The organism is Methanosarcina sp. (assembly GCF_028693135.1).
Classification (GTDB): domain Archaea; phylum Halobacteriota; class Methanosarcinia; order Methanosarcinales; family Methanosarcinaceae; genus Methanosarcina.
On sequence record NZ_JAQUVZ010000001.1, the window covers coordinates 23,297 to 38,337 of the forward strand.

Annotated in this window: 10 protein-coding genes and 1 tRNA gene; 5 read left to right on the forward strand and 6 right to left on the reverse strand. The window is 42.6% G+C overall.

The genetic code is table 11. The features are described 5' to 3' along the window. Positions 1-170: 170 nt before the first annotated feature. Positions 171-2,279, reverse strand: coding sequence for a methyltransferase domain-containing protein (locus PHF18_RS00100; protein ID WP_300096935.1), 2,109 nt, complete (start codon positions 2,277-2,279; stop codon positions 171-173). A gap of 164 nt (positions 2,280-2,443) precedes the next feature. Then, on the reverse strand, positions 2,444-3,733 hold the full coding sequence (locus PHF18_RS00105; protein WP_300096937.1) for an anion transporter: 1,290 nt from the start codon (positions 3,731-3,733) through the stop codon (positions 2,444-2,446). 182 nt (positions 3,734-3,915) lie between these two features. Between PHF18_RS00105 and PHF18_RS00110 the strand changes: the two genes are divergently transcribed. Then, positions 3,916-4,107: a hypothetical protein gene (locus PHF18_RS00110; protein ID WP_300096939.1), complete on the forward strand. Its 192-nt coding sequence runs from the start codon at positions 3,916-3,918 to the stop codon at positions 4,105-4,107. Positions 4,108-4,265: 158 nt separating this feature from the next. On the opposite strand, the gene PHF18_RS00115 is transcribed toward PHF18_RS00110, so the two are convergent. After that, the gene (locus PHF18_RS00115) at positions 4,266-5,300 is read right to left on the reverse strand and encodes a hypothetical protein (RefSeq protein WP_300096941.1); all 1,035 of its coding nucleotides are present in this window, start codon (positions 5,298-5,300) and stop codon (positions 4,266-4,268) included. Between the two features lie 449 nt (positions 5,301-5,749). Next, positions 5,750-6,862 (reverse strand): uroporphyrinogen decarboxylase family protein, encoded by a 1,113-nt coding sequence (locus PHF18_RS00120; protein ID WP_300096943.1) that lies wholly within the window; start codon positions 6,860-6,862, stop codon positions 5,750-5,752. Positions 6,863-7,136: 274 nt separating this feature from the next. Here PHF18_RS00120 and PHF18_RS00125 point away from each other — a divergent pair, with 274 nt between their 5' ends. The 3 genes from PHF18_RS00125 (at position 7,137) to PHF18_RS00135 (ending at position 11,071) form a co-directional block, all read left to right on the forward strand. Further along, positions 7,137-7,376, forward strand: a complete 240-nt coding sequence (locus PHF18_RS00125; protein ID WP_300096945.1) for a type II toxin-antitoxin system HicB family antitoxin — start codon at positions 7,137-7,139, stop codon at positions 7,374-7,376. Between the two features lie 1,497 nt (positions 7,377-8,873). Continuing rightward, positions 8,874-8,946, forward strand: a tRNA-Gln gene (locus tag PHF18_RS00130). Between the two features lie 553 nt (positions 8,947-9,499). Further along, positions 9,500-11,071 (forward strand): PAS domain-containing protein, encoded by a 1,572-nt coding sequence (locus tag PHF18_RS00135; RefSeq protein ID WP_300096947.1) that lies wholly within the window; start codon positions 9,500-9,502, stop codon positions 11,069-11,071. Between the two features lie 511 nt (positions 11,072-11,582). On the opposite strand, the gene PHF18_RS00140 is transcribed toward PHF18_RS00135, so the two are convergent. Beyond that, positions 11,583-12,836, reverse strand: coding sequence for an ABC transporter permease (locus tag PHF18_RS00140; protein WP_300096949.1), 1,254 nt, complete (start codon positions 12,834-12,836; stop codon positions 11,583-11,585). Further along, positions 12,829-13,740, reverse strand: coding sequence for an ABC transporter ATP-binding protein (locus PHF18_RS00145; RefSeq protein ID WP_300096951.1), 912 nt, complete (start codon positions 13,738-13,740; stop codon positions 12,829-12,831). Before PHF18_RS00145 ends, PHF18_RS00140 begins: the two co-directional genes overlap by 8 nt. A gap of 56 nt (positions 13,741-13,796) precedes the next feature. Here PHF18_RS00145 and PHF18_RS00150 point away from each other — a divergent pair, with 56 nt between their 5' ends. Beyond that, positions 13,797-14,480 (forward strand): RibD family protein, encoded by a 684-nt coding sequence (locus PHF18_RS00150; RefSeq protein ID WP_300096953.1) that lies wholly within the window; start codon positions 13,797-13,799, stop codon positions 14,478-14,480. Positions 14,481-15,041: the final 561 nt, after the last annotated feature.

A 15,041-nucleotide genomic window follows, 5' to 3' on the forward strand; every position in this document is an offset into this window, starting at 1 on the left:
CCGTAGTTTTTTGGATATAATTTTTTTGGATATAATTTTTTTGGATATAATTTTTTTGGATATAATTTGTTCAAATCTAACCTTTTTGCTTAACCGATCTTTTAGAGATTATTTTTTGAGATTATTTTTTGAGATTATTTTTTGAGATTACTTTTTGAGAGAATATACTCTTAAAGAACCTGTATTGTTTCAGAATTGTTGGAGAAAACATTTCTCTTTCTGTCGTTCTCTGATTCGATAGAGCCTTTAGCTTCGACTTCCTCCTCGAATTCCGCAGCACATTCAGCCGGGCTTTTCCTGGGGGCTTGTCCAGGGATTTTCTTATGCAGCTCGACCTTTACACTATTTCCGATACCATACCTTTTCTTTGCAGCCTCAAGAATTGCTGCCAGCATACCGGAGTAAGAGATGTTGGTATAAGCTGCCATTTTTGCAAGGTGTCCGTCCCAGCACCAGCCAGGGTTCGGATTTACTTCAAGCAATTTTGGCCTGCCTTCGGCGTCAAGTCTCCAGTCAAAGCGAGCATAGTCACGGCAGCCCAACCTTGTAAAGAGAGCAAGGCAGCACCGCACAATTTCTTTTTCTGTTTTTTCAGGGAGTCCCGCGGGTACGGATATGATATTCCAGTACGGAGAATCAGGAAGCCATTTAGCTTCATACCCGCAGATCCTGGGAAGTTCTTCCGGAACTGCAGAGTAGTCTTCTTCCGTGATAGGCAGTACAGTGCATACAGGCGGATTTCCGATGATACCGACACTAATGTCCTTCCCCGGAAGGAACTCTTCCAGCAGGAAAGGTTTATCGGACCCTATTTTTTCCCGCGTCTCCTTCATTATCTCGAATATTTCTTCCCTGCTGTGGACTATACTTTTCTGCGTGATCCCGTAACTTGAGTCCCCTGAATTGGGTTTTACCAGCAGGGGGAAAGAGAGGGAAAGCCTTGAAACATCAGAATCTCCGGTAACGAGAATTCCTTTTGCCACAGGAATTCGCATCTCACGGGCGACCCCCCTTACAAGAGACTTATCATAGCAGAAGGCAAGGCATTGGGGACCCGCACCTGTGTAAGGAATATTGAACTGCTCAAGCAGGGCAGGAACATGGAGCTCTTTTGTAGGGTCATTGTAAAAGCCTTCATCGCAGAGGTTGAGTACAAGGTCAGTTTTTCCGGTCCTCTTTTTAAGGTCCTCTATAAGGGTTTCGTGCCTGTCCAGGAAAGTGAATTTCATGAAAGGAATCTCGGCAAGTGCCTTTTTCATCCTGTTAACGGTTTCGAAATCATCATCATCAAATACGCAGGCAGGCTTGACCTGATCTTCCTTTCTCGGGTCGCCAAGCACCACGACAACGTTAAGGGGTTTTTTATTCTCAGCATGAAGAGGGGAAACCAGAGACGGCCAGGCTTTCTCAACCGTTGCTGAAAGCAGGATTCTCTGTTCCATAAGTCCTGCATCCTGGGTGCCTGTTGATACGGGGCTGAAGGTTGTGTGAAAAGTCGGGCTGCTAAAACCTGATGCTGTAAGCAGCTCAAAAAGGCTTTCCTTATTGTACAGCCTCTCAGCGTAAAACTGGTCCGCAATTATTCCTTTGTCGTTGCGGCATATAACCTCCCTGCAAATCAGGCGGTCACCATCAGAAGAAAGGGCCCTTTCCCTGCATACGAAGTACTTCCTGTCCAGCCATTCCCATGATCTTGGCTGGAAATTTTTTTTCATATGGTCCCCGTCTGCAGCATCAATAAAGACCCTGCCTCCGGGCTTCAGTACTCTGAAAACCTCCTCAAGCACTTTTCGGTCATGCAGAGTGGAATCAAAGTATCCGAAGCTGTTTCCAAGGATAGTAACCACAGAGAAAGTATCAGATGGGTAAGGCAGTTTTCTCGCGTCCCCTTCCCTGAACCTGACCTGCAGGTTTTCCTTCTGAGCCCTTGTTCTTGCTTTCCGGATAAGGTACTGGGACCTGTCATAGCCTTCAACGTTTGAAAAACCCCTTCTTGACAGTTCCAGGACATGCCTGCCCTGTCCACAGCAAAGGTCGAGAACCGTGTCTTCAGGGGCGAGTCCGAGGATGGAGACTACAAGATCTGTTTCTTTCCTTGTAACTTCCACATCATCCAGAAGATCGGCATCGGTCTTGAGATAAAGGGAGTTAAAAAGAGTCTGCCACCAATCGGACCGAACATGAGGTTCAAGGTCTTCAACAGGCCCGAGGGTTTTCGTCTGTACGGTTCCTTTAGCGCGTTTGCGCCTGGTATTTGAATCGGTAGTATTCTGGGTCATGATCTGATATCTTCCAGAAAAAAGTGTATGTGCTTTCAGTATATCAAGCTTATCGGAGGATTGGGAGACCTATATATACCCAGGGGGTTAACCAGCTAAACTTATTAGAGGATTAATAGGTTTTAAAAGAGCATTTCAAGTTATAACCAATGTATTAGCTTTATTTAGAGAAATATTAATGTTTTTAAGGGCAAAAGGAATATAAAGTAAATAATAGCATCTAAAAATGAGATTAAGAGCCCAATTCTGGCGAATTCAATAAAAGAAAACGTTTCACCGTCTTTTTCGGCATTCTGGAGAATTATAACATTGCTTGCGGCTCCCAGAATCAAAAAGTTCCCCGCAATTGTACTTCCAGCAGCAAGCGCCATCAACTGCACCTGAGAAACCTCAGTTCCCATTGCAGGGAGATAGAGCGCAACAAAGGGGACATTAGAAATAAGCTGACTGAGTCCTATGCTGAGGGCAAGAATCATAGGAACCGAGCCTAAATGCGGAGACATTCTGCCGAGAAGTTCCTGGCAGGTTCCGGAAATCCAGACACTTTCCATAAGCACGAACATTGAAACAAAGAAAACCAGCGTTGTCCAGTCAATATTCTTTACAACTTCAGTTCGCCTCTTACTGAGCAGTATGGGAGAAGCTGAGAGCAGGGCAATCAAGCTCAAGCTGAAATCCCGGGAAGGCAGAAACTCCACAAGAATGATCTTACAGGTGATGAGAGCCAGCAGAAGGAAAAGAGACTTCTTTGAGATTTCTGCAAGTTCAGGGTCGGAAATAACCTCTTCAGAATGGATCAAAGCTTTTTTTCCAAATTCCCGACTGAAACAGAGCCTGAGTACTGCGTAAGCAATTAAAAGGTTTATAAGAGTCGGCAGAGCCAGCGAGCTCAAAAAAGTCACAAAAGGAGAGTCAAGATTTCCGTCAATTGCGATCAGGAGGTTCTGAGGATTTCCTATGGGGCTCATGACACTGCCTGTGGTGATTCCGAAAGCCAGGGCAAAAAGCATAAGTTTGGGAGATACCCCGTATTTCCGGGAAAAACGCAGAACAAGCGGAGTACCCATAATAGCAAGGGTGTCATTCATAAGGACTGCAGAGAGAATCCCAGTAGAAAATATAACGAGCAAGACCAGCTGATCCGTATTCTTTGCCCTTGAAACTATCCGGCTCCCAAGCCAGGCAAGGTATCCGCTTCTGTTGAGCGCCTCCCCCACACAAAAAGCCCCGAAAAGGAAGAGGAGCACGTCCAGGTTGATTGCCCGAAGAGCCTCCTGAGGCGAGATTTCCCCAAGCAGCAGTACCGAGAAAGCCCCCAGGGTCATAACCTGCCAGATCTGCAGCCTCAAAGACCCTACCTGCCTTAAAGCGATCAGTAAAAGGACTCCCATGAGGACAAGTACCGAAAGGTCAGGTGAAGCCACAAAAGAGGATATCAAAGACTCTGCTGCCATAAATCCTGCAAGCCGGTTAACATAAGCTTCGATGTTCTATTAATATAAACTTCGAAGGTGATATATTCGCAAGTATAAATTTCCTGCGCTCGCCCATGTGACCCCTGAAAAACGGCTCGAGAGAGTACGGCAAGAGTACAGGATACGAAAAGCTTAAAATGGACTGAACAATATTTTAGAATATGACGATGTGGTTTCCTTTCTCTGCAACCATCCGGAAGGAAGAGAGTTACTATGTTTCAATCTGCCCTGAAGCGGATGTAATCTGTAAAGGAGAAACTGTCGAAGAAGCCATTGCAAACCTGAAAAAAGAAGTTGAAAAATTCCTGGGAGAAGAACTACCCCAGGGCTTTTCGAAAATTGTGTATTACTAACTTTTGGGATAGAGGTCAAAAAAGAAAATCAGAAAAATTAATATCCAAAAACAGAAGGCTAGTTAGCAGTTTTTCAAATTTCTTTTTAAAAAAACTCAGTCTCACAATTTATCGTATTAATCTGATCTGAAAAAAGAAAAAGAAAAAGAAAGGAAAGCTTACCAGTAAACCAGTAAACTTGTAACAGTTCCTTCCATGCCAGTAATCGTTCCCTGTCTGAACAGGTACTTTCCACTCAGAGGCTGGCCAATTACCACATTCAATTGCTTATCCTGAAGTGTAGCTCCTCCGGGCACACCCGTACAGTCTATATACACAGTCCCCTTGTCGGTGGTTTCAAAAACATTGAAAGCGTGATTAGCTCCTTCTGCACCTACCCAGCCGGCTTTTATACCGGCAGCTTCTGCATTGTCGTGAAGAGCTTTTGCAAAGTCACTGCAAACATATGTTGAAGTGTAAGGCTTTTCATCGGTCCTGTCAGCTTTCAAAAACACTAAGAGCTGGTCATAGGTAGGGTTTACTGCGTTGTTATAGTTTTTAAGGGTAAGGACTTCTCCATTCCCCCCAACTGTACAAACATTATTACTACACAGTTTCACGGTAGTTGTGCCGGTTGCGTCTGTTGGGGTGACAGGGGGGACGGCATCTCCAGAGTCAGAGGACCCAGAGTCAGAGGACCCAGAGTCAGAGGTTCCAGAATCAGAGGACTCAGAGTCAGAGGACCCAGAATCAGAGGCTCCAGAATCAGAGGTTCCAGAGTCAGAGGCTCCAGAATCAGAGGCTCCAGAATCAGAGGTTCCAGAATCAGAGGCTCCAGAATCAGAGGTTCCAGAGTCAGAGGACCCAGAGTCAGAAGTTCCAGAGTCAGAGGCTCCAGAGTCAGAGGTCCCAGAGTCAGAAGTTCCAGAGTCAGAAGTTCCAGAATTACAATTTCTGTAGTTCCAGTCCGGACACTGGTTACAAATTCCAGAGTCAGTATTTTCTACGGAATTACAATTTATGTAGTTCCAGTCTGAATCCTGGTTGCAGTCTGAATGGTTGTAATTACATTCATAATTAGTATATGAATAATTCTTGGAGTAATATTTACCATGCTGGTACGAATAGGCAGCGGAAGCTGCCGAGGCGGTTAACAGTAAAATTAAAAAAACACTTAGAAGTTTTAGTGGGGTTTTTGTTTTTAACTTATCCATAAAAATTCCTCAAACTGGGAGCAGATTTTTTAGAACGGGATCGGTTCAAATAAGACTCGGGGTTTAAATAACAGACTTAAGGAATAAGCTAACTGTATTTTAATATTTTGTACATAGATGAATATTAAACAATATGCAACATCGGTAAAAAATGCAGATATGTAACCGTATTTTGCAGTCTCTTGTTTCTGAAAAAAATATAAGTCTGTATCTTTCCACCCATACGCCCTTAGAATTAAAACCTGAAAAAAGATTTAAAAAAATTTCGGGAAAAAGAGCTGTCCCAGGAATTTTCGAAATTTGTATGAAAATTATAGACTATTAAATTATATATTAGGGAACTGTGGACTTTTATGGAGTAACTGGGTTTTAACATAGTAACTGATTTTTAGGATGTTACGAATTATTTTGGAGAAAAATTTTAAAATTAAAAGCCAAGAGGGAAAGCCTTAAATCCCCGCTTTTACCGCACCCCAGAGCATTTCCATCTTTTCAAGCGGTGTTTTAAGAGGGATTTCACAACCTGTTGCCAGAATGAAACCTTTTTCCGGCGCTGCGGAGAGACAGCTTTTTACCTCATGTTCGATCTCAACCCGTGAGCCGGTGAGAGGAGCATCCGGGATAATATTTCCCATAAGACAGATGCCCACATCTGAGAATTTTTTAAACTCCTTGAAGCAGTGCCTCGGGCCGCACCCGATGTTGTTGTGGTTATGGAGTTTTTTACATTCGACCCCGTACTTTTTACCGAGCAACCTGACGTCCCCGAAGGCAAAGTTAAGGGCATGGGGTTCAAGTTTCATTTCCAGGTCATAGAAAGCCTGGGCTGCGCAGTTATGGGAAATTACGTATCCTCCTTCGGCTTTGATATGGTCGTAAAGTTTCTTCGTATACGGCAGCATGAATTCTTCAGCCATCTGGGGGCTGAAAAGGTCCCCTGTGCTTTCCCCGTTTTCGACAAAAATGCCGTCAGCTCCGGCTTCAAGCAGGGCGTCGGCAAAAAGGATGCAGCTTTCCGTGAGTTTTTCCAGCAGGGCGTGGAAGCCTTCCCGATCCTTGAGCATATCAACACAGAGCCTGCTTCCTCCCATGACCTGAGACGCGAGCATCAGAGGAGCCATCGTTGCCCCGGTAATAAAGGCTTCATCCCCAATTTCCGTCTTGAGAATCTCAATCGATCCGGCAATTGTCTTAACTCTCCCGGACTGCCCGATGTCATCAGGGTTTATCAGTTCATGCTCAGCCGCAGATTTTAGGGCATATTTCGCAACTGTAGGATAGGCATTTTCCTTTATGTTTACCTTCGTCCCGAGCGCCTCAGCTTCCACCAGAAGGCAGCCCCAGGGTGACATCACATTGTCGTGGTGATACATCTCCCGGGCAAGGATCTGCGCCCTTGCAATTCCCTCTGCAGAACAATAGGCATCCTTGAGGCTTACCCCCATCCGCTCCAGTACCGCATTCCCTGCTCCGAACCACAGGTAGCCATATGGGACCCTGTCAACACATTTTCCTTCGAGTGCGTTAATAAAACGCTCCCTTGAGGTCATTTCCGCTTCCATATAATATCTCCTTTTTTAAGCTTCCATATATCATTATAAAAGTAGTTTTATAAATACCAAGGAGTTTGAACTGAAGATGAATATCATTTTTCTTACTGATCACATCAGATGTTCAAACCTGCGTAAACATGAAAACTTTCAGATCTCAAAACAGGAATGACCGAAGTCCCCCTTTTTATTAAAAAATTCAATGTGTTTAAGCTAAACTTCCACTTAACCAGAGATAAAAAGCAGATGCGAAATACTTAACATAAAAATTGAGGTATTACAAACAATGACAGAAATGTTTACATTTTCCGCAATGGTGAAAAAGGAGAACGAGCTGTACGTATCCTCATGCCTGGAGCTGGACATATCAAGTAAGGGAAATACGATTGAAGAAGCAGTATCGAACTTGAAAGAAGTGGTTGAGCTTCATATCGAAAAAGAGGGCATCACTCTTCCGATCAAACGCCCGTTTTTGACAACTTTTAAAGTAACAGGGAAAAGGTCCGGAGAGAAAAAAGTTCAGTGAAGAAAACGTTGTAAGAAAAAGCTCAGAGGCACTATTATCCTATTTTACCGTGTCCCCCAACAAAGCAGCCCTGAAGAGATGCTCCCCCAAGCATATTGATCCAGAGCAGGATCAATGGCCTCCGAGCAGTTCTATATTATATTATATTTATACCTTGCTCACTTCCCAACTCCACACATATAACATTATATCATTGGATATTTTAAATTAATTACCCAAAATTTTGTTCTTAAACAAAAATTAATTTAACGTTAAAAAATTCAAAGCAATATATGGATTTAATTATAAGGCTCAACTAAAGGTTAAACTGCCAACTGCCAAAATTTCAACTATGATCTGCAGGCACGTGTTACTTAAACTATCAACCTGGCAGGCATTTCGATGCTCGGTCTTTTGCCATATTAACCTGAAAAACAATATATTTTATAAATGTAAGTCTCAAAACCATATTAAAGAATAAATTGGCAAAAGGCGGAAAAGAAATAGAGAAGAAAACAGAGAAGAAAACAGAGAAGAAAACAGAGAAAAAAATAGGGACAAAAATAGGGACAAAAATAGGGACAAAAAGGAAAGAATAGAAAAGAATAGAAAAGACGGAGTAAGGAAAAACAGTATGAGAGAAGCCCAGAGGCACTACATCCGTTAGCCATGTCCCCCAACATAGCCTCTCCAACATCATATGCTCCCCCAAGCATATTGATTCGAAGAAAGGATCAGCGACCCCCAGGCGATTCTCCAAGTGATATATTATATTGGTAGATTACCCAATCTCACTTCCCAACTCCAGTATATACTAATAGCATAAATTATTTTAAATTAATTATGTCAAAAATTGTTCGGTAACAAATTATATTGTTACGCTAAAAGTTTCAAAACCAGCATAAATTATGCACCGATTCTAATTATTACCCAGAAATATTCAACAAGAGCACTCAATAGAAGAAAAAAAGAATATTGAGAATATAGCAAAACAGATCAAAAGCGATCAAAAGCGATCAAAAATTAATTATAACAAAATTAAAACGCACTAAAAAAAATATTGATTCACTAAAAAAAATGGTGATTCACTAAAAACAAAAATGATTCACTAAAAAAAAATGATTCACTAAAAACAAAATGACTGTAAGAAGAAGCCCGGAGTCACCCTTCTCTCTTACTGTGTCCCCCAACAGCAGCTCTGAAAATATGTTCCCATCAAACATACTACCAGAGCAAGAAAGGGCAACTCCGGGCGATTTTTTTACAATCCGCTAATATTTCTATTCAGTCTTCCCTATCTCTTCCAGCTCCATTATATAGTAGTAATGTAAGTTACTTTAAATTAATTATACAAAAAATTCATTTCAAACAAAAAACACTATCATGTAAAAAGTTTCAAAGCCATCATCCGACTTTGTATATAATTTAATATTTAACCTGAAAATACTGCAAAAAAGTCCAGAGATGGCACAAAAATTAAGTACATGAATTACTTTATAAGTAAAAGCTTGCATGCGCAGTCCTGTAGGGTAGTGGTCAATCCTTCGGGCCTTTGGAGCCCGGGACAGCGGTTCGAATCCGCTCAGGACTACTAATTTTCATCTGGTCTTAAGTAAAAAGATGTACTATAGAAAGGATTATTGAAAGGATTTATTTTTGCACTTCAACCAGTTCCTTTCACATTTTTCTTCTCAGCATTTTTTCAGCTATCCAGCTGATAGCATTGTAAAAACAGGATTTACCGGTACATCGACGTAATATTTTACTACCGGGCTGAGCCAGCCATTTTCTTTTCAGTATACATAATCAACAGGAGAACTCTGGACAGGCTTCCCAAAAAATGCCTTTTGGGCACGAAAAACGAATATATCTCGGAGTCCTGGAGGGAGGCGCCCTTTCTTAAGGAAATTATAAGAAATGAATACAGTTTCCCAAGTTTCTGGTTATTCTCCTGCTCTCATAACAGACAATCCAGGATTTGAAAAATCTCAATTATATAAATGAAGAACGATTATATATTCTCTGAAAAATATAGTATAAAAGGACGGGCATTGATTTTCAGCAAGAAACCTTTCCTGTTGAAATGTTCCTACCTTTAGTTTTAGAATATCAGAATCCTTCTGGGGGTAAAAAGAATTCCTTCTTTGATATCTGAAGATGCAGGACCTGAAGAACTTGAGGCAATAGCAGTTGCAGTACATTCTCTTTTAGGGCTTCCGACCACCATCCGCAGCCTCAAGCGGAAGGGGCTTCGCCTGGAAAATGGGGAAATCATTGACAGGGACTATACAGGGCCGGTACTCGAAGAGGTGCTCAGGACCGGCATGACTGTGCGTGGAGTCCCAAAGGGGGGCACTTACCTGGGAAGGAACGTGGCTGTTTGCCCGATCTTCTCGGAGGAAGGGGAGGTAATTGCGGCAATCGGAATTGTGGACCTATTATCTGCCCTTAAGATGCAGGAAATAATCCGGACCGTAGTAAACAACAGCCCTGCAGTTGTTTTCCTGTGGAGAAGAGATGAAAAATGGCCATCCGAATTTGTGTCGGAAAACGTAGTCCAGTTTGGATACACGGTTGAGGACTTTATTTCCGGCAATATCCTTTATGGAAACATCATCCACCCCGATGACCAGAAAAAAGTTGAAGAAATGCTTGAACAGCGCATCCGGAGAGGTGAAGTTGACTTCAATGCTGAGTACAGGATATTCACAAAAGCCGGGGACCTGCGCTGGGTCAACGAAAGGACATTTATCCAGCGGAATGAAGACGGAGAGGTAACCCACTTTCAAGGGCTTGTCCTCGATGTAACCGAACGGAAAGAGAACGAAGAAGCTCTCAGGAAATCTTTTGAAATGCAGAGGCTGCTGAAGACTATAATAAATAACAGCCAGGCAGTAGCTTTTCTATGGGAAAACAAAGAAAACCTGCCTGCCGAATATGTTTCAGAAAACGTGACCCAGTTAGGGTACACTGTAGAAGATTTCACAACAGGGAAGATAGTTTACGGAAATATAATTCACAGGGATGACATTGCAAAGGTCATTGAGACCCTTAAACGCAACATCGCAGAAGGTCAGGATTCTTTCAGCATTGAGTACAGGATTTTCACAGGAGATGGAAAAATGCTCTGGGTGGATGAGAAAACCTTTATCCAGAGGGATAAAGAAGGCAAAGCAACTCATATTCAGGGCATTGTTGTAGACATTACCGAACAAAAAGAAGCCCAGAAAATGCTTGAAGTCCAGCGGGAACTGGTAACAAACCTTAATACAACCTGGAACCTCCATACCATTCTGGACCTGGTACTTGATGCCTGCTTGCAGATACACGGGCTGGATGCCGGAGGCGTATATATTAAGGACGAACTCATGGACCAGATAAATCTTGTTGCATCCAGAGGAATTTCACCTGAATTTAAAGAAAAAGTTTCAAAATATAAAGCAGAATCAAATGAGGCAAAACAGATCTGGACCGAAAAGCCCATTTACTCGCTGGATTTTTACTCCGAAAATATGGCTGAAGCGGTAAAGGAAGAAGGAATAACAGCAGTTGCAATAATCCCTCTTAAGTATAGTAACGAAATTATAGGCAGCCTGAATTTAGCCTCCCATACTCTGGATAAAATTCCCTGGAGTATCCGTAACTTCCTTGAAAGCATTGCTCTCCAGGCAGTAAACCATATAGCTCCGGTCTGTATCCAGGCGGATCTATCGTGAACTAACCCTCCCTGTCATTTCCGGCAAAGCCGGAACTGTCGAGGAAATGTGTCTTCCCGCCTGCGGAGATAAAATAAGAACGTGTATGCTCAATGAGAGATGTGATATAAAAAAGACCATCGAATTAGAAAGTTAGGTGGTTCACAAGGTTTACCCTGTGTCATGAAGTATAATATTACCGGATCAGTTAATTAAGGCTGTCCTGCTTTTACTCCATTCTACAGTATCCTGTGTCATGAAGTATCATTACTGGATCAGTTTTTAAGCTGTCCTGCATTTGCTCCATTCTACAGTAATCCCTTATGAACCAATCATAAATATGTAAGTAATATTATAAAATCATAACGATAGAATATGTGTTTATTTGATGAGTCTCAATATTCCCGAATCAATCACCGTGTACACCTGAGAAAAGGTAACTTAATCTGCCTCAAATTCTCTGATGTAGCTAAAGACTTCGGGATTTTACGCTTTATCCTATAAATCAAAAGATGTCGTTTTGTTCTTTTCCTCACCTGCCGCCTTCCCGGATATTCTTCAGGATTTCCTTTACCCCGGGCCTTTTCCCATACATGAGCAGGTAAACCCTGAACAACCGGCTTGAAATCACGATTACTGCATGAATTGAAACAAAAAGGATAAAGAAACTCGCTGCGATCTGGTAGAAAGGAACTTCCGAAGCCCCGATCCTTGCAAGCATGGTTACGGGAGATGTAAAAGGAAAGAGAGAAAGGAAGACTGCCAGGGGACTGTCGGGTTTTGTAAGGATGAATTGCATGAAAACAAGGGGAAATGCAGCCGCAAATGTGAAGATCCCCGCAACCTGCTGGCTCTCCTGGAGTGAGCCGGTTACTGCCCCGATCCCTGCCATCATGCTGGCAAAAAAGAGAAAACCGAGCAGGAAATAGATCAGGGCAATAAAAAGAAGCATGGGATCTATTTTTACCGGGAGAGCATATCCGCCCCCCAGAACTATTGCTGAAATCCACACGACAATCTGCAGGAGGCCGACTGCACCAAGCCCCACGACTTTGCCTGTAAGAAGTTCGGAAGGGGTTACAGAAGAAAGAAGAACTTCCATAATCCTGTTTTCCTTTTCTTCCGAAACCCCACGGAGAAGATAGCCTGATGACGAAAAAATGCTGAAAAAGAGGAGAAAGGCCATAAGGAGAGGAAGCCCGAAGTTAGTCAGGACCTCAGCTATACCCTGCTCCGATGGTTCTCCATTATCCCCGACATTATACAGCTTCAGGTTAATCGGGTTTTTGATTCTCTTGAGCACGGTTTCGTCCACACGATCTTTCAGGAGAGAATTGATCGCTATATTTGAAAGTTCAGCCGATAGTTCGGACCCCGTAACCGACATTCCTTTTTCAGAGGCATAAAGTTCAATTACGCCGGTCTCAAGGAAATCTGCAGGGACTATAAGATAGGAAGAGATCTGCTCGGAATGCAGAGCTTTCCTGGCTTTAGAGCTTTCGTCGTATTTTACAAACTCTATAGTTGAGGACTTTGCCCCCAATGGCCCTAAAGAAAAACCTTCACTGATTGAGGATTCCGGAAAATAAAAAGAGCCGGTCATGTCAATATAGCCTACCCTCTGGTCTTCGGCAGGGGTGGTGCCAGCAAGCAGAGGGGGGATAAAAGCGATTCCGGTAAGGAGAAGAGGAAAAGCAAAGGTCATGAAGAGAAACTCTTTACGCCTTATGGTTTTCAGAAACTCGTACCTGGCAACAATAAAGGTTTTTCCGGAAAATTTACTCACCAGAAGCACTCTCCACAGTCTCAATAAAAATCTCATTCAGGGAAGGAAGTGCCTGCTCAAATCGCAGAATTTCGGCTCTCTGTACAAGCTCCTGAAGAACTGCCTGTGCACTGATCCCCTCCTCAGGAAAGATCTCAAATGACCCTTCATGCTCAGTAATTTTTCTTATACCTGAAATTTCCTGAATAATGCTCAAACTCCTTTTTTCAGCGAACTCCACAAGCAGAGAGTTTTGTCCGTGCTCCTTTCGTATCCCTGCAACGGTGCCGTAAAGCACTCGCTGCCCTTTATTGAGCATGAGGATCCTGTCGCAGAGCTTCTGCGCCTGTTCCATCATATGCGTGGAGAAGATAACGGTCCGGCCTGCTTTCCTGTACTCGATAATTTTGTCTTTAACGGTTTTCGTGCTTATGGGATCGAGCCCTGAAAAAGGCTCGTCAAGAATAATAAGTTCAGGCTCATGGATAATAGAAGAAAGGAACTGAATTTTTTGCTGCATTCCTTTTGAAAGCTCTTCTACCCTTTTCCCCCTGTATTCGTACAGGCCCAGGGATTTTAGAAGAGACTCTGCATTCGTCTGAGCCTTTTTTTTGGGTACATTTTTAAGCTGTGCGAGGTATACAAGCATATCCAGAAGCTTTGTTTTCCTGTACAGCCCCCTTTCCTCAGGAAGGTAGCCTATCCTGTCTTTTGCAGCAGGCCCCAGAGAACCCCCAAAGACCCGGATTTCTCCCGAATCCGGTTTTAGAATATCAAGAAGCAGCCTTATAAGGGTGGTTTTTCCAGCCCCGTTTGGTCCCAGCAGCCCGAAAATTTCGCCCGGTTCGACTGAAAAAGAGATGTTTCTGATAACATTATTTTCTGCGAAAGACTTTGATACGCCTTCAAATTCCAGAGCATGCATCCAGATTAAATATATTCCAATATAGAATAACTTTATTGAATGTTTAATTTGAGGGAATGGGTGACAATATGCTACCAAGACTGATTATACACAACACCATAAGTCTCGACGGCTCAACTACCGGCTTTACGGCAAACCTTGATGTTCATTATGGAATCCTGGCCAGTTACGAGCCTGATGCCATGATAGTCGGCTCAAACACCGCAAAGGCGGGAACACAATTTTTTTGCGAAAAAATCCCTCCGGAAGAGAAGTCGGACTTCAAGAAACCTGAAATCCTACCTGAAGACTCTCGGGCATACTGGATGATCGCGGATTCCCGGGGAGTTCTCGAAGGGTTGATGCACGTTTTCAGGCGTTCCGAGTACAGTAAAGATGTGATCGTCCTTGTATCGGAAAAGACTCCTGAACCTTACATCACTTACCTAAAGGAAAGGGACTACGACTTTATCCGGGCAGGAGCGGGACGCGTGGATGTCAGGCAGGCACTTGAAATTGCAAATGAACGGTATGGTTTTAAACTTGTAGTCTCGGACAGCGGAGGAATACTGAACAGCATACTGCTCGAACAGGGGCTCGTTGAGGAAGTTAGCCTTGTCCTGACTCCGGAGATTGTGGGGAAAAATGGGACAAACCTTTTCAGAGGCATTGAGAAAAGCGGGATTCAACTCGAACTTGTAAAAAATGAAATTGTGGAAAAAAAGTATGTGCATCTGGTGTACAGGGTTTTAAAAAAGTAAAAGGGATAAAAAAGAATAAGAAAGGAATAAGAAAGGAATAAGAACCAATATCACTATCAGTGAAAGGTTCCGGAAAGGAACTTATTTTTCGAGTAGTCATAGCAATCCATGCGGGCACATGTAAAAAAATAATTCAATTGAAGTTGCCTTGCTCCTTTCTGTATTCTGTCCATTTTTATCGGCAACTGCTGATAGTTCTGACTATTCCACAGATAAGGCAATAACATTCTGCACATTTAACTTTCTGCACATAGGAAGTATTGAGCACATATTAATTATTATAAAATAGTTTTAAACTTAAAAGTAATTCTGTTGAGAGTGGTAAAAGCTGCGGAAGATTATTATAGTTCGGGTCATTCCAATCTCCCTATGATGAGAGTTATATCAGGAATTCCCTCTTGAGAACCAAAAAAGCAAATTTATTTATTGTGTTCAAAGCCCCTGATTATGTTCCTCTATCAGAAATATATATCATTAATAATAATTATTAATCCGTACAAGAAACTTTATAATGTAATCCTGTATAATATTAGGGAGTATTAGGCAGAAACGTTTCCGGGG